12 protein-coding genes are annotated in these 15,165 nt (G+C 52.8%); 9 read left to right on the top strand and 3 right to left on the bottom strand.

The annotated features are described in order from the left end of the window. The first annotated feature begins 47 nt into the window (after positions 1 to 47). The 5 genes from OH144_RS07200 (at position 48) to OH144_RS07220 (ending at position 8,511) form a co-directional block, all read left to right on the top strand. Positions 48 to 3,440, top strand: coding sequence for a UvrD-helicase domain-containing protein (locus OH144_RS07200; RefSeq protein WP_266205623.1), 3,393 nt, complete (start codon positions 48 to 50; stop codon positions 3,438 to 3,440). A 127-nt stretch (positions 3,441 to 3,567) separates the two neighbouring features. After that, positions 3,568 to 4,002 carry a VOC family protein gene (locus OH144_RS07205; protein WP_266205624.1) on the top strand — a complete coding sequence of 145 codons (435 nt, stop codon included), beginning with the start codon at positions 3,568 to 3,570 and terminating at the stop codon, positions 4,000 to 4,002. A gap of 12 nt (positions 4,003 to 4,014) precedes the next feature. After that, positions 4,015 to 4,308, top strand: coding sequence for a hypothetical protein (locus OH144_RS07210; protein WP_266205625.1), 294 nt, complete (start codon positions 4,015 to 4,017; stop codon positions 4,306 to 4,308). A 127-nt stretch (positions 4,309 to 4,435) separates the two neighbouring features. After that, entirely contained in the window at positions 4,436 to 7,345 is a 2,910-nt protein-coding gene (locus OH144_RS07215; RefSeq protein WP_266205626.1) for a PD-(D/E)XK nuclease family protein, read from the top strand. A 77-nt stretch (positions 7,346 to 7,422) separates the two neighbouring features. After that, positions 7,423 to 8,511, top strand: coding sequence for an FUSC family protein (locus OH144_RS07220; RefSeq protein ID WP_266205627.1), 1,089 nt, complete (start codon positions 7,423 to 7,425; stop codon positions 8,509 to 8,511). Between the two features lie 67 nt (positions 8,512 to 8,578). Here OH144_RS07220 and OH144_RS07225 read toward each other — a convergent pair whose 3' ends face one another. After that, a complete protein-coding gene (locus OH144_RS07225) occupies positions 8,579 to 9,565 on the bottom strand; it encodes an aldo/keto reductase (RefSeq protein ID WP_266205628.1) in 987 nt (328 codons plus the stop codon). 137 nt (positions 9,566 to 9,702) lie between these two features. On the opposite strand from OH144_RS07225, the gene OH144_RS07230 reads away from it, so the two are divergent. Both OH144_RS07230 and OH144_RS07235 read left to right on the top strand, forming a co-directional pair. Next, the gene (locus OH144_RS07230) at positions 9,703 to 10,767 is read left to right on the top strand and encodes an oxidoreductase (protein ID WP_266205629.1); all 1,065 of its coding nucleotides are present in this window, start codon (positions 9,703 to 9,705) and stop codon (positions 10,765 to 10,767) included. Positions 10,768 to 10,882: 115 nt separating this feature from the next. After that, positions 10,883 to 11,557 (top strand): hypothetical protein, encoded by a 675-nt coding sequence (locus tag OH144_RS07235; protein WP_266205630.1) that lies wholly within the window; start codon positions 10,883 to 10,885, stop codon positions 11,555 to 11,557. 110 nt (positions 11,558 to 11,667) lie between these two features. On the opposite strand, the gene OH144_RS07240 is transcribed toward OH144_RS07235, so the two are convergent. Further along, positions 11,668 to 12,594 carry an AraC family transcriptional regulator gene (locus tag OH144_RS07240; RefSeq protein ID WP_266205631.1) on the bottom strand — a complete coding sequence of 309 codons (927 nt, stop codon included), beginning with the start codon at positions 12,592 to 12,594 and terminating at the stop codon, positions 11,668 to 11,670. Between the two features lie 128 nt (positions 12,595 to 12,722). On the opposite strand from OH144_RS07240, the gene OH144_RS07245 reads away from it, so the two are divergent. Together OH144_RS07245 and OH144_RS07250 are read left to right on the top strand one after the other, a co-directional pair. Then, positions 12,723 to 14,255, top strand: a complete 1,533-nt coding sequence (locus tag OH144_RS07245) for an aldehyde dehydrogenase family protein (protein WP_266205632.1) — start codon at positions 12,723 to 12,725, stop codon at positions 14,253 to 14,255. 64 nt (positions 14,256 to 14,319) lie between these two features. Next, on the top strand, positions 14,320 to 14,685 hold the full coding sequence (locus tag OH144_RS07250) for a DUF779 domain-containing protein (protein ID WP_266205633.1): 366 nt from the start codon (positions 14,320 to 14,322) through the stop codon (positions 14,683 to 14,685). 74 nt (positions 14,686 to 14,759) lie between these two features. On the opposite strand, the gene OH144_RS07255 is transcribed toward OH144_RS07250, so the two are convergent. Next, positions 14,760 to 15,164, bottom strand: coding sequence for a phage holin family protein (locus OH144_RS07255; protein ID WP_266205634.1), 405 nt, complete (start codon positions 15,162 to 15,164; stop codon positions 14,760 to 14,762). Position 15,165 lies beyond the last annotated feature (1 nt).

Raw genomic sequence — 15,165 nt, forward strand, 5'->3', positions numbered from 1 at the left:
TTGTTGAGCCGGCAAAGTAGTATCTTTAAAGTATAGCTACCACTGCCATGCCATCCGTTTTTAAGATATACTCCTCCTCTGCCGGCTCCGGCAAAACCTATAACCTGACGAAGGAATACTTAAAACTGGCCCTGCATACGGCCGATCCGGATTATTACCGCGGCATACTGGCCATCACCTTTACCAACGACGCCGCCGCCGAGATGAAGGAGCGTATTCTGGCCGCCCTCCGCAACTTTAACGACGGAGGGCTTTCTGAGCGAGAGCAGGAAAAAAGTGAGAACCTGCTGCGCCAGATCACGGAAGAACTACAGGAGGAGTACCCGGAGGAGCAGTTTGACCTGGAGGAGGTACGCCGACGCGCTGCCCTGCTTTTCCGCCAGATACTCTACAACTACTCCGACTTCAGTGTGAGCACCATTGACAGCTTCGTAAACAAGATCGTGCAGGCTTTTACACGTGAGCTGAACATTCCGCAGAATTTTGAGGTGGACCTGGACTCGAACACCCTGCTGAGCACAGCCGTGTCGCTGCTGCTGGACAAGGTGACCGACTCGAAGGAAGATTTGCTCTCGCAGACACTGGAGCAGTACGCGCTGGAGAAAGCCCGCGAAGGCAAAAGCTGGACCCTGCTGCCCGACGATCTGATGGACTTTGCCCGCAACCTCTTGAACGAGCAGGTGTATGAGGCCATTACCGATCTGCAGCAGCTTAGCCTGGAGGACTTTAAGGAAGTGCGCGAGCAGTTATACCTCGTGCAGCAGCAGGTGGCGGAAACGGTGCAGGAGGCGGCGCAGCAGGCCCTGCAGCTATTCGAAAAAGCCGACGTCTCCCCTACCGATCTCTACCAGGGTAACCGGGGCATCTGGTCGTACTTTAACACCTGGCTAAAAGCAGTAGACCTGAACTATGGCAACAACTATGCACGCCAGACGATTGAGGACGACAAGTGGTACGCCGGCAAAGCTTCCGCTTACGCCAAAGCACAAATCGAAAGTATAAAGCAGCCGCTCACCGATTTATACTTCCACATCGAAAGTATAAAGGCCCAGTATGCCGCCACCTTTACGCTGGTGCAGCAGGTGGTGCCGCACCTGTATAAAGTATCCTTGCTGAACGAGCTGGAGAAGTGCCTGCAGGAGATAAAGTTGGACAAGAACACAGTGCACATCTCCGAGTTTAACAAACGTATCATCGACATTGTGCTCAAAGAGCCGGTGCCCTTTATTTATGAACGCCTGGGCGAGAAGTACCGGCACATCCTGATCGATGAGTTTCAGGACACCTCGGTGCTGCAGTGGAACAACCTGCTGCCGCTGGTAGACAACGCCCTGGCCTCGGGCCATTTCAGCATGGTGGTGGGCGACGCCAAGCAGGCCATTTACCGCTGGCGCGGCGGTGAGATGGAGCAGATTCTGCATCTCTATAAAAATAACACGCGCCAGCTCTACGAGAACCGCCGCCACGGTCCGCTCATCCGCGAGCGCTATGAATCGGTGGACCAGGCGCTGGAGCCGCGGAACTTGAGCGTAAACTACCGCAGCCGCTCCGAGATCATCGGCTTCAACAACGAGCTTTTTACTTTCATCAGCCAGGGGCACCAGGAGTTTGGCATGTTCACGTCCATCTACGACAAAGACTTTACGCAACAGGTACCCACGAGCGACAAGAGCGGCGGCCATATCCAGGTCATGTTCACCCATGATGATGACCTGAACTATACCTATGACCTGAACAGCTGCGGCCGCACCGAGAAGTACTACGACGGTTATAAGCACAAAGAACTGCTGACCTATGATGAGAGTACGCTGAACATGGTGCTGCAGCTGGTGCAGCAGGCCATGGCCGAAGGTTATACCTTGAGAGACATGGCCATCCTTTGCCGCACCAACAGCAAGAGTAAGCTGATTGCTAATTTCCTGAAGGAGCGCAAGTATGACATCATTTCCCAGGACTCGCTTTCGCTGCAGTTTGCCGAGGTCATCAACCTGATCATCGCCATGTTCCGGGTCTTCAACCGGCCCAACGATTCACTGGCTAAGTCAGAGGCCCTGTACCTGGTCTGCAAAGTATCGCTGGGTGTTATTCCGGATGTGGAGATGACCAAGACCGTTGCCGACATTGCCAATGACAAGGATAACCAGTCTTTCTTTGATCAGCTGCGCGTGTTCGGGTTTGATGTGCAGGAGCGCGAGACCGGCAACCTTTCTATCTATGAGCTTACGGAAAAACTGATCCGCATTTTTGATCTGCTGGGCAAGAACAACGAGAGCGAGTACCTCTTCCGCTTCCTGGACCTGGTACTGGAGTATAGCCTCAAGCACAGCAATAACCTCAATAACTTTCTGGCTTACTGGGACGTGCAGAAGGAAAAGCTGAGCATCAACACGCCCAAAGACCGCAATGCCATCACCATTACCAGCATCCACAAGTCTAAGGGCCTGGCTTACCCGATCGTGATCATTCCGTTTGCCGACTGGAGCACAGAGCCCAAACGGGGATCGCTGATGTGGAGCCATTTGCCGGATGAGGTGAGTGTAACAGGTAAGTTGCGCAGCGTGGCAGTTAACATAAGTTCTAAACTGGAGAATACGATACTTACAAAACAGTATAGCACCGAGATTGAGAAAACATTCATCGAGAACCTGAACATGCTCTACGTGGCCCTGACGCGCCCCATCGACAGGCTGTACCTAATCGGCAATGCCAAGGACCTGCTGGAGGAGCGCAAGGCACCGAAGCTGGACGGGCAGGCTAGGAACGTAAGCCACTTACTGTACCGCTTCCTGGTGCACAAAGAGCTATGGGAATTCGGAAAGTTATGCTATCAACTCTCGCAGGGCAAACCGCAGCGTATACAGCACCGCCAGGGTGATGAAAAATCATACTTCCTCGACCACCTGACCTCTGCCGACTGGGAGCAGCGTCTGAAGATAAAACAGCACGCCAACAACGTGTTCGATTTTGAGACGCAGACCGTGCAGCGCCAGCAGAACCGCAAACTGCACTACGCCCTGGCCCGCATCGCCTTTGCACCCGAGTTGGACAAGGTGCTGCGGCAAATGGTGTACGAAGGCATCATCAGCGAGCGCGAGAAGCCGGAGCTAAAGCAGAAACTGACGCAGGTGCTAAACCACCCGAAGCTGAGCCGGTACTTTACCCACCAGGTGGTGGTGGAGCATGAGAAAGAGGTGCTGGACGCCCGCGCCTACCTCTACAAACCTGACCGCATCGTTTTCGACGGCGAGGCCGTGGTATTGATTGAGTTTAAAACGCCACCGCCAGAGCCGGAGCACAAGTATAAACTGGATCATTACGCCGTGCGCTTCCGCCAGTTGGGGTATCAACAGGTAAAATGCGTACTTTATTACTTCGAAACCGAGCAGGTGTTGGAGTGGCAGTACGGCGGCAAAAAGGCAGAGCAACTGGGGTTGTTTTAACCCCGCCGCGTCCCTCCCCTAAAACAGGGAAGGGTGAGATAAGTAGCAGTGTAAGTTTAAAAGTATAAATCACATATAAAACCAGCATACCCCTCCTGTTCTTAGGAGGGAGCAAGGGGAGGAAATCATGGAACAACGATTAACATTGATCACTTTAGGGGTAAAGAACCTGCAGCGGTCCAGAGAATTTTATCAAAACGTGTTTGGCTGGCAGCCAAACGAAACGGACTCTGAAAGTATAGTTTTCTTTCAGTTGAACGGCCTACAGCTGGCCCTCTTCCCGCAGGAATCGTTGGCCGATGATGCGGGGGTTTCTTCGGAAGGAAGTGGCTTTAAGAAATTCTCCTTGGCTTATAATGTGCGCTCGGAGCAGGAGGTAGACGAGTTGGTGGCGCAGCTGGAACAGAATGGCGCTACCGTGGTAAAGCGCCCGGAGAAAGTTTTCTGGGGCGGCTACAGCAGCTACATTTCCGATCCGGATGATAACCTGTGGGAGATCGCTTACAACCCGTTTTTGCTCCCCGATGAGCCAAAAGGGCAAAGGCATACTTCTATACATTAGGTCTGGGTATGTATGCAGAAGTTAATCAGAGTCGGATGGGTCGTCGCTGCTTTGCTGGTCGGGGTAAATCTAATACTTGATAAGGTATATATTACCACTGGCCCTTCAGTTGTAATCTTAGCTGTGGATACTTTTGTACAGCTACTGATGCTACTAGCCCTAGGGAGCATCCTTGCTGCACTTGTAGCTGCTATACCTTTTAGAGGCAGAGGCTACAGTGGCCGGTATAAAGTTATGCTGCCTTATGCAGTAGCACTTACAGCTGGTCTGATGAATGTAATGATGCTCATCCTGATTAATCCGTAATATCTTACTTCTGTCATCCTGAAAGGATCTTGTTAGCGAGTCGCCAAAATTTTAGCCCTCCGAACCACGATTCTTCCAGAATGACAAAAAGGTAAATTCACTCATTCACTCATTCAACATCTCCCCCGTGCAAACCTTTCTGGAGCTAACGGCCAAATACGTTTACGAGAAGTATAAAGAGGACATCAGCGAGCTGTGCGTGGTGCTGCCATCCAGGCGAGCGAGCTTCTTCTTTAAAACCGCGCTGGCGCAGGCAGCGCCCGAGCCGATCTGGTCGCCGGAGGTGTATGCCATGGAGGATTTTATCCGCAGCCTCTCCAAAACCGAGGTGCTGGAGCCGATAAACCTGCAGCTGGAGCTGTTCGACCTCATGCGTGAGCAGGACCCCAAGCTCGACTTCGACAATTTCGTGACCTGGGCCGGTACCCTGCTGGAGGACTTCAGCCGGATAGACCAGAACCTGGTGGACACGAAGAAGCTGTTTGAGTACTTGGGCGAGGCGAAGGCGCTGGAGCGCTGGGACCCCAAGTTCCTGGGCAAGGAGCTCTCCCCTACCCTCAAAAAGTATTTCAGCCTCTGGGACAACATCGAGAAAACTTACCATAAGCTGCAGGAGCGGCTGCTGGCCAATAAACAGGCCTATACGGGTATGGCCTTCCGGAAAGTGGCCAGGAGTATAGAAAGTATAGCCAAAGACAGCGCGTGCCGGCAGTATATCTTCATCGGCCTTAACAGCCTGACCCACTCCGAGGAAAAAATCATCCGTACCCTGCTCAAGCACGAGAAGGCAGAGGTGCTGTTTGATACCGACGATTTCTATATGGATGAGCAGGGCCTGAGCAACCGGGCTGGTAGCTTTCTGCGCAAGTATAAAAGCACCTGGAATTTACCGGAGTGGCGCTGGCAGCAGAACCTGCTGCTGACGGATGAAAAGGAAATCAACGTGATCGGTGTGGCCAATGCCAGCATGCAGGGCAAACTGGCCGGGCAGCTGCTGCAGGAGATACGCGAGCAGAATCCCCATGCCCAGACCGCCATCGTGCTGCCCGACGAAACGCTGCTGCTGCCCGTGCTGCACTCCATTCCGGAAGATGTGCCGACTTATAACGTCACCATGGGCCTCAGCTTTCGGGGCACACCACTGTTCAACCTCATCGATTTGCTTTTTGAAGTGCACCTGACGGGCGTCACGCAGCTGCAAAGCTCGGGCTACAAAGTATACCAGTACCACCACCTGAGCGTAACCAAACTGCTCACCCACCCTTTCATCCGACGGTATGAGCTATACTTGAACGATGATCCGGAGCAGGCCCCATTCCACGGCATGATCCAGCAGGTGCTCGATAAGATGGTGCAGGAGAATAAGGTGCTCATTACAGCGCAGGAGCTCATTGACCTGAGCCAGCACCACCCGCTTTTTGAGACGCTCTTCCGTACCTGGCGCGATTGCGACGACATCATCGTGGCCCTGTATGAACTGATCGAGTTGCTGCGCCAGGTGTACACGCATGGCCGCAACAGCATCGAGACGGAGTACCTGTACATCTTTTATACTATAGTTAAGCGCCTGGACACGATCTTCGACTGCCGCGAGCACAAGATTTCGGTGCGCAGCTTCCGCAAGTTTCTCTACGAGCTGATCGGGCAAACGCGCCTGCCCTTTAGCGGGGAACCGATTTCGGAAGTGCAAATCATGGGTATGCTGGAGACACGTGCGCTGGATTTTGAAAACCTGATCATCCTATCGGTGAACGAGAATGTGCTGCCGGCACCCAAGCGGCAGGAAAGCCTGATGCCGTATGATGTGCTGCGCGAATTTGGCCTGCCTACTTACTCCGAAACAGAGGGAGCCATGGCCTATAACTTCTACCGCCTGCTGCAGCGCGCCAAAAAGATAAACCTGCTCTATGTGCTGCCCTCCGATACCTACGGCTCCGGCGAGAAAAGCCGCTTTATACTGCAGCTGCAAAACGACCTGGCCCTGCGCAACCCGAAGATAAAATTCCGCGACATGATTGCGGCGGTGGAGCAGCAGGAAACCCGCAAGTATGAGGAGGATATCGTGGTGCCGAAATCGCCGGAAACCATTGCCCAACTGCGGCAGGAACTGGAGCGTGGCCTCTACCCTTCGCACCTGAACATGTACATCAACTGTTCGCTGCAGTACTATTTTACCCGCATCGCCAAAATGCAGGAGGTGGATGAGGTGGAGGAACAGCTGGGCGCCGATCAGTTTGGTACGATTGTGCACCAGGTGCTGGAAGATTTCTTCCGTCCGCATGCGCAGAGCGGCGAGCCTATACTTGCCGGGCATGTGGAGCAGATGCTGCAGGCGTTGCCCGAGAAGGTGAAGCGCGAGTTCAGCAAAGTAACGCTGGGTGCCAAGCCCGAGCGCGGCATGAATTACCTGCTTTATAAAGTGGCCGTGGAGGTGCTGGAGAAATATCTGCTGAAACTCAAAGATTCGGAGGAACTGCCGCTGTACGTGCTGCGCCTGGAGGAAACGCTGGCTACCATACTTCCGGTGCAGGTAGGCGAAGAGGTGGTGAACGTGCGCATCGCCGGCAAAGCCGACCGTATTGACCTGACCGGCCACGAGCTGCGCGTAGTCGACTATAAGACTGGGAAAGTGGAGCAAAACCAGCTGAAGGTAAAGCCAGAGGATGTGGCGCTGCATTTCCTTACGGACCAGAAGTATGGCAAGGCGCGGCAGCTATGGCTGTATGAGTACGTGCTGAAACGGGTGCTGGAGGAGCAGCCGCAAACCATACTTCGCAATGCCGCGCATATCTCTCCACAAAGTATAAACCCGAAATCCGGCATCCTCTCCTTCCGCAATCTGGAGCCGGGTGTGCTCTCATCGGAGTTTAACTTTATGGAAGAAGACGGTGCCACGCCGAAGAATTTTGTAGAGGCTTCGGAGGAACTGCTGGGAGATTTCGTGCGCCGCATGCTCGACCCAGAGGAACCAATCCAGAAAACAAAAGACCTGGATGTGTGCCAGTGGTGCGCGTATAGAGGGATTTGTGCGAGGTAACGAAGTATAGAATCTTAAGGCAACACGAAGCTTGGTAAAGCTAGGCTTATCTTGTTGTAGTAATAACAATCCTCTGTGTGAAGAAAATTGTAGAAGTTCTGGGAAAGCTTGGGCTCACGCTGCAAATCGCTAAGACAGCCCTGGCCGCTGCACTTTCCTGGTTTGTCGCCTCTGTCTTGCTGCAGTCCGCTTACCCCTATTTTGCGCCGGTATCCGCTATCATTACCGTTCAGGTAACGGTGGCCGATTCGGTCAGCAAGGCTTCGCAGCGCATCATCGGCATTATTGGCGGCGTGATGCTGAGCATGCTGCTGGGGCGCTGGTTTCAGGTAAACACGGCATCCATTTTCTTCATCATACTACTGGGAATGGGCATAGCCAAAGCTTTCCGGATGAACCTCCAGATCATCTCGCAGGTAGCTATCAGTTCGCTGCTGGTGCTTGCCTTTGGCCAGGTTGACTCGGGTTATGCTTATGAACGGGTGATCGAGACGGTGCTCGGCTCAGGAATTGCCTTGCTGATCAATGCACTGATCATTCCAACCGATGCCATTCCGGATGTAGAGAAAAGCATTATAGCGTATAACAAAATGGCCGCCACCACCCTGAGTGGCCTAAGTGCTTTGCTAGATGACACCGACCCCCGCCGGAAAACCGGCCGATCTGAAGTAAATGCGCTTACAAAAGCAGCCCTGGAATGTCGTAAATCGGTGGAACTGGCAGAGCAAAGCCTGAAATATAACCCCCTGCTTACGCACAGGCGCGAGAAACTGAGCCGGCTGGCAGCCGACATCCGGCTGTTGCATAGTATCATGATCCAGATCAGGGGCATCCGGAGAAGCCTGGACGACCTGCAGCGGAATACGGCTTTCCAAACAGATTATGCAGGAAAGGAGCAGCTTGTACGAACCCTGGAGGCTACCGCTGCCTGCATCAGTGCCTTTGGCGAGACGATTGTTGATCCATCGGAAGAGAAATCTGATAGACTAGGCGCGGCCATACGAGTGGCACGGCGCGAGCAGGCCCGCAGCCTCGAAACCCTGACGCATGTAACGGCGTTGCCCGTGCTTCAGGACATGGGCAGCATCCTGACGGATCTGAGCAGAATCGTTACGGAGACGGAGCGACCGGAAGTGGAGGAAGAAGAGATAGCTGAATCTGCCTGATGGCTGAAAAGGAGCATCCCCATGCATTTTCTATCACATGGGGCTGCTCCTCTTTTAGAGGTAAAGATCATACGTTCACCGCCTTCATCTGCTCCTCCCGGTACCTGCCACCGGCGGCTATGCCCTTCGGAGCGATCTCATTGATCTGCCGTAGCTCGTCTGGCGTCAGCGAAACGTCCAGCGCCTGCATGTTTTCCTCGAGGTACTTGCGGCGCTTGGTTCCCGGAATCGGCACCAGGTCCTCGCCCTGCGCCAGCAACCAGGCTAGGGCCAGCTGAGACGGGGTGCAACCTTTCTGTGAGGCCAGCTCCTCAATCTTCTGCACCAGGTCCAGGTTCTTCTGAAAATTCTCTCCCTGGAAGCGCGGCGACTGCCTACGGTAATCGTCTTCTGCCAGATCCTCGAATTTCTTGATCTGCCCCGTCAGGAAGCCTCTGCCAAGCGGACTATAAGGAACAAAGCCAATGCCCAGCTCCCGACAGGCTGGCAGGATCTCATCTTCCACATCGCGGCTCCAGAGCGAATACTCTGTTTGCAGCGCCGTGATCGGGTGAACTTTATGTGCTTTTTTTATCGTCTCAACCGCAGCCTCCGACAGGCCCAGATACCGCACCTTGCCTTCCTGCACCAGTTCGGCCATAGCGCCTACCGTGTCCTCTATCGGTGTGTTTTTATCTACCCGGTGCTGGTAGTAAAGGTCAATGGTCTCCACGCCGAGGCGCTTCAGGCTGGCTTCGCAGGCCTGCTTTACATACTCCGGTTTGCCGTTCACGCCCAAAAAGCTGCCGTCCTTGCCGCGCACATTCCCAAACTTTGTGGCGATGATCACCTGGTCGCGTCTGTCGCGGATAGCCTTGCCCACCAGTTCCTCGTTGGCGCCCACACCGTACATGTCGGCGGTATCCAGAAAGTTCACCCCCAGCTCCAGCGCCAGGTGTATGGTGGCAATTGATTCATTGTCGTCGCGGTTGCTGTAAAAGTCTGACATACCCATGCAGCCCAGTCCAAGCGCCGATACTTCAAGTCCCTGTTTTCCTAGCTTTCTTTTTTTCATCTGCAGTTTTATTAAATTGAGGGTTTATACCAAATAACAGCTATAGTTTACGCGGATAGCGCTATGGTGTATAGTATAAAGAGGCTCTTTCGCTCGCTTCAGGTGAGGCTTTGCTAAAAGATTAAATAACAGACCAGATGAACAAGGAAGTAAACGTAGGCCTGCTGGGCTTTGGCATGGCCGGAAGAACCTTTCACGCACCTTTTATTTCAAATGTACCGGGCCTCCAGCTGAAAAAAATAAAGGCCAACCGCCTGGAAAGTGTGGAGCTGGCCCGCCAGCGCTACCCACAAACGGAGGTGGTGCCCCTGGAGGAGGACATTTTCGGTGATGCAAGTATAGATCTGGTGGTGATCGCCACGGCAAATCCTACCCACTATAAATTAGCAAAAGCAGCTTTAGCGGCAGGCAAGCATGTATTGGTCGACAAGCCCTTTACCATCACCAGTGCGGAGGCCGAAGAACTGATCGCACTGGCAAAGGAAAAGCAGAAAGTGCTGACCGTGTACCAGAACCGCCGCTGGGACTCCGACTTTAAAACGGTGCAGAAAGTGGTGCAGGCCGGGCTGCTGGGCAGGCTGGTAGAGTATGAAACCCATTTTGACCGCTACCGAAGCGAGCTAAAGCCCAACAGCTGGAAAGAGGAGCCATTGCCCGGAGCCGGCATCCTGTATGACCTGGGCGCCCACCTCATCGACCAGGCTTTATACTTGTTCGGGGAGCCGCTGGAAGTATACGCCGATGTGCAGGTACAGCGCCAGCACTCGCAGGTGCCGGATTATTTTGAGGTAGTGCTTTACTATGAAAGTATGAAAGCTATCCTGAAAGCGGGTATGCTGGTGCGTGAGCAAGGGCCGCACTTTATACTTCACGGCAGTGAGGGCTCTTTTGTGAAGTATGGCATGGACGTGCAGGAAGAAAACTTGAAGGCCAGCCGCTTTCCCGCCGATACCCCGAACTGGGGTATGGAGCCCGAGAGCCTGTGGGGGACGCTGCACACCACCGTGCAGGGTCTGCACTACAAAGGCAAACTCACCAGCGAACCCGGGGACTATACCGGCCTTTACCAGAATGTGTATAAAGCCATCCTCGGCCAGGAGGAGTTGGTGGTGAAGCCGGAGCAGGCACGCAACACCATCCGGATTGTTGAGCTGGCCATGCAGAGCAGCGCGGAGAAGCGTAGGGTGAAGTATAGTTTGTAGTATAGTCGGAGCAGCACCTGCAGACAACTACCTGAACTTATATAGCTCATACTTTCAAGATCTTCTGGCCTTTGTCTAAAGTTCTAATGTCTACCTGTTCGGTTCAAGCTGAAAAATGAAAACACTAACTCTATTAATAATTACAGTGACTTTATTGTCTTGCAATAAATCAAATCAAACGAAAGCCATCCTTGATTCTGATGTTGAAGAAACCTCAATAGACACAGTATTGGTTAAGATTGAAAATAAATTAGAGAAGTCGTATGAAGTTGGCTTCTACTCAAAGTCTTTTACATATTGTTGGATATCTGATAAGGATACGCTCGATTTTAAAATTGGGATGACTGAACATGTGACAGACAGCTCAGTCCAGCTTAGGGTATTTCACAGTAATCCTATTTTATTTTCAAAGGCATTGGACAAGATAAATGAAAGTTTACCACTAATTAAAAAAGATTTCAATTTAGATAAACTTGGCTACCTTTATTTCGAGCCGCCAATTTTTTATAAAGACATGACAACAGAGCTTTCAAAGAGCTATGAAAATCAGTTCGGAAAGAAAAATATTAAATATAAACAACTGAATGAGTTTCTATTGGATTCATGGTTAGAAAGAAAAGTTAGTGTCTTCTTGAACCAATTCAATAAGAGCACAAAAAGATATGGGATAGAGAAATTTCATTTACTGGAGAAAGCGTATTATGAAGAGTATATTCCCAATTCGGACTTAAGTGATTACCCTTCATTTTCTATTCACGGAATGGGAGTATCAGTGCTACTAAATGAATAAATAAAAATAATAGCCAGTGCCTCTCATTGTAAAAAAACACGCTACGGCCAATTGCCTTCCTCGTTGTTTACATGCGTCCGTTCGTCATGAAGTATAATTTATACTTTACCTCAATTCAAAAGGCTTAGCTGAAAAGCCTTGGGCGTCAAGCCAACCTCTTTTTTAAAGGCCCTGATGAAGTAATTCAGGTTCTGGAAGCCGGCCATATAACAGGCCTGGGTCACGGAGTTTACCGGATTCTGCAGATACATTTTTGCCAAACGGATACGCTCTTTCAGAATATAGTCGGCAGGTGTATAGCCTAGCTCCTCTTTAAATTTCCGGAAAAAATTGGCGCGGCTCATACAGGCCTTCTCGCTCAGTTTGTCCGCATCAATCTTGGAAGTGATATTCTCCTTTATGTACTGGATAATGTACGCGAAGCGGTTGCTGCAGGCCAGCCGGTTGTAGTTCTGCTCAAAAAAAGTACGCGCCTGTGTCTGCATCAGCCTGACCAGCAGTTCCCGTAGAGCCAGGTTCATCAGGATGTCTTTCTCGCGGCTGTGCTCGTGCAGGCCGAGCCTGATCAGGCGGTTGATGATGTCAGCCAGCTCCAGGTTGTTGGCCAGGTGCAGGTGCTCCTTGCTGATTTGCCACTCCTCCCCCGCCTCTGCCTTAGCATGCCGCTCGTTCAGCAGCCCTATCGTAGCCTGTATCTGCTCGGCAGGGATGGCCAGGGCCAGGCATTGGGTGGGCGTCTTCTTGCCAGCTTCCGGGAAATCAATCGTCATCAGCTCGCTTGGCGGCACGATCACTGATTCGCCGGGCAGGTAATCAAAGCCGGGGCGGTCCGAGAGGTGCATCACCTTTTTGCCGCGCAGCATGCTGGTCAGCACCCAATCATCGAACTGCAGCTGCACGTCCCTGGCCTGCTGGTGCGTCTCGAACACGTTCAGTTCGCAGGAATCCATGCTATACACCGACCTGTTTTCGACCAGGGTGAACAGGGAGCGCTCCTCGCGCAGTGCTATCGGCTGCAGGTTATACTTCAGGGACATAGGCAAAATCTAAAAATTTATACTTAACATGATACGATAAGAAGATAGAATGAGACGATAAGTTGAGAAAGAAATAAGGCAAATACGGACCTTGGGGTATCGTTCTTAAACCTTAAAAACTAAAACCTATGGATTCAGTAGCTATGCCTCAGGAACAGTCTGCCGTACTGGAGCGGCCGCAGTTCAAAGAAAAGTATGAGCATTTTATCGGCGGCGAGTGGGTGGCCCCAGCCAACGGAGAGTACTTTGACAACATCTCGCCCATCGACGGCAAGCCCTTCACCAAAGCGGCCCGAGGCACCAAAGAAGACATCGACAAAGCCCTGGACGCGGCGCACCAAGCCTTCAAATCCTGGTCTAAAACCTCGGCGGCAGCCCGTAGCAAAGTGCTGCTCGACATTGCCAACGCTATCGAGCAGAACGCCGAGCTGCTGGCCCGCGCCGAAACCGTGGACAATGGCAAAGCCATCCGCGAGACGCGCGCTGCCGATATTCCGCTCTGCATTGACCATTTCCGCTACTTTGCCGGCGTTATCCGGGCCGACGAGAGCTCCATGTCGGAGCACGACGAGTTTACGATAAGTATAAACCTGCAGGAGCCGATTGGTGTGGTGGGCCAGATCATCCCCTGGAACTTCCCGCTCTTGATGGCTACCTGGAAAATGGCCCCTGCCCTGGCGGCCGGTTGCTGCGTGGTGATGAAACCCGCCGAACAGACCCCGACCAGCATCATGCTGCTGATGGAGCTGATACAGGACATCGTGCCGGCCGGCGTGCTGAACGTAGTAACGGGCTTCGGCCCGGAGGCCGGAAAGCCGCTTGCCTCCTCGCCTCGCGTGGCCAAGGTAGCCTTCACCGGCGAGACCACCACCGGCCGCCTGATCATGCAGTATGCCTCGGAGAATTTGGTGCCCGTAACCATGGAGCTGGGCGGCAAGTCGCCGAACATCTTTATGCCCAGCATAGCCGATGCCGACGACGATTTCTTTGACAAATGCGTGGAAGGTGCCGTGATGTTTGCCCTCAACCAGGGCGAAGTATGTACCTGCCCGTCGCGCATGCTGGTGCACGAAAACATTTTCGACCGCTTTATGGAGCGTGTGGTGGAGCGTACCAAGGCCATTAAAGTTGGTCATCCGCTGGCTGAGGACACCATGATGGGGGCCCAGGCTTCTAATGACCAGTTCGAGAAGATCCTCTCCTACATGGACATTGGCAAGCAGGAAGGCGCTGAAGTGCTGGTGGGCGGTGGCGTGGCCAGCCTGAACAATGGATTGGAGAAGGGTTACTACATACAGCCGACCATCTTTAAGGGAAGCAACCGGATGCGCGTGTTCCAGGAGGAGATCTTTGGCCCGGTTACCTCTGTGACGACCTTCAAAACGGCGGAAGAGGCCGTGGAGTTGGCCAACGACACGCTATATGGCCTGGGTGCCGGCCTCTGGACCCGCGATGCACATGAGATCTACCAGATCCCGAGAGCCATCCAGGCAGGGCGCGTGTGGGTGAACTGCTACCACCATTATCCGGCGCACGCGCCGTTTGGCGGGTACAAGAAATCTGGCTTTGGTAGAGAGAACCACAAGATGATGCTCAACCACTACCGCCAGACCAAGAACATGCTCATCTCCTATAACAGGAACAAGCTGGGCTTCTTTTAACGTAAATTAAAGTATAGCCCTGCCGGTGCAAAGCCGGTGGGGCTTCCTTTTTAAAGTATAACCTATGGAAAAGGTAGAGCGCGTGAGCGTAACCAAGGCCGCCGAGGCGGTGATAGACCAGCTGCGCGAAAAGTACGGTCCGCTGATGTTTCACCAGAGCGGGGGCTGCTGCGACGGCTCGCAGCCCATGTGTTTTGAGGAAGGCGAGTTCATGGTGGGCGACAGCGATGTGCTGCTGGGCGAGGTGCACGGTTGCAGGTTCTACATCGCCCGCGACCAGTACGAATACTGGAAGCACACGCAGTTAACATTGGACGTGATCCCCGGCCGCGGCTCCAGCTTCTCCCTGGAAATACCGTTGGGCGTGCGGTTTCACATCCGCTCCAGGATTTTCACTCCTGAGGAGATGGAGCAGCTGCCGCAGTTATGATACAGTTGAATGGGGAATATAAAAGCCTGTGCCACAGAAAGCGGCACAGGCTTTTATATTTTATACCTTCTGACCTAAGCCTGAGCTACATATTCTATCTTAGGAAGCTCCTCGTGCTGTTGCAGGGAATAATCGTCTTCACCGCCGCGGGCCATGCCCACCAGGTAGAGCGCCAGCGCCGTGGCAACGGCAATAATAATGGCGGGCAGAAACCCGTCTACTTTAAAGTTGCCCACCAGCATGTCTACCAGTTTGATCATGAGGGCCGTGACGATGATGCTGACGATTGCCTCCAGCAGGAAGAAAGACACCAGGTTCAGTATTCCGCCCAGTATCCAGCCGATGGTGGCGTTGAAGATACCGATCAGAAAAGCCACCCAGAGCGCAGTCCAGAAGCTTTTTACGTGCACGCTCGGCAGAACATAAGCTAGCAGCAGTATAACGCCGGCACTAACGAGTAAATCAATGATAAATCCCATA

Source organism: Pontibacter kalidii, assembly GCF_026278245.1.
Classification (GTDB): Bacteria; Bacteroidota; Bacteroidia; order Cytophagales; family Hymenobacteraceae; genus Pontibacter; species Pontibacter kalidii.

Bases quoted from the DNA above. Each gene is read 5' to 3' on its own strand.
- OH144_RS07200 (WP_266205623.1), top strand. From the start codon at position 48: ATGCCATCCGTTTTTAAGATATACTCCTCCTCTGCCGGCTCCGGCAAA.
- OH144_RS07225 (WP_266205628.1), bottom strand. From the start codon at position 9,565: ATGAAAAAAAGAAAGCTAGGAAAACAGGGACTTGAAGTATCGGCGCTT.
- OH144_RS07240 (WP_266205631.1), bottom strand. From the start codon at position 12,594: ATGTCCCTGAAGTATAACCTGCAGCCGATAGCACTGCGCGAGGAGCGC.
- OH144_RS07230 (WP_266205629.1), top strand. From the start codon at position 9,703: ATGAACAAGGAAGTAAACGTAGGCCTGCTGGGCTTTGGCATGGCCGGA.
- OH144_RS07255 (WP_266205634.1), bottom strand. From the start codon at position 15,164: ATGGGATTTATCATTGATTTACTCGTTAGTGCCGGCGTTATACTGCTG.
- OH144_RS07210 (WP_266205625.1), top strand. From the start codon at position 4,015: ATGCAGAAGTTAATCAGAGTCGGATGGGTCGTCGCTGCTTTGCTGGTC.
- OH144_RS07250 (WP_266205633.1), top strand. From the start codon at position 14,320: ATGGAAAAGGTAGAGCGCGTGAGCGTAACCAAGGCCGCCGAGGCGGTG.
- OH144_RS07235 (WP_266205630.1), top strand. From the start codon at position 10,883: ATGAAAACACTAACTCTATTAATAATTACAGTGACTTTATTGTCTTGC.
- OH144_RS07245 (WP_266205632.1), top strand. From the start codon at position 12,723: ATGGATTCAGTAGCTATGCCTCAGGAACAGTCTGCCGTACTGGAGCGG.
- OH144_RS07205 (WP_266205624.1), top strand. From the start codon at position 3,568: ATGGAACAACGATTAACATTGATCACTTTAGGGGTAAAGAACCTGCAG.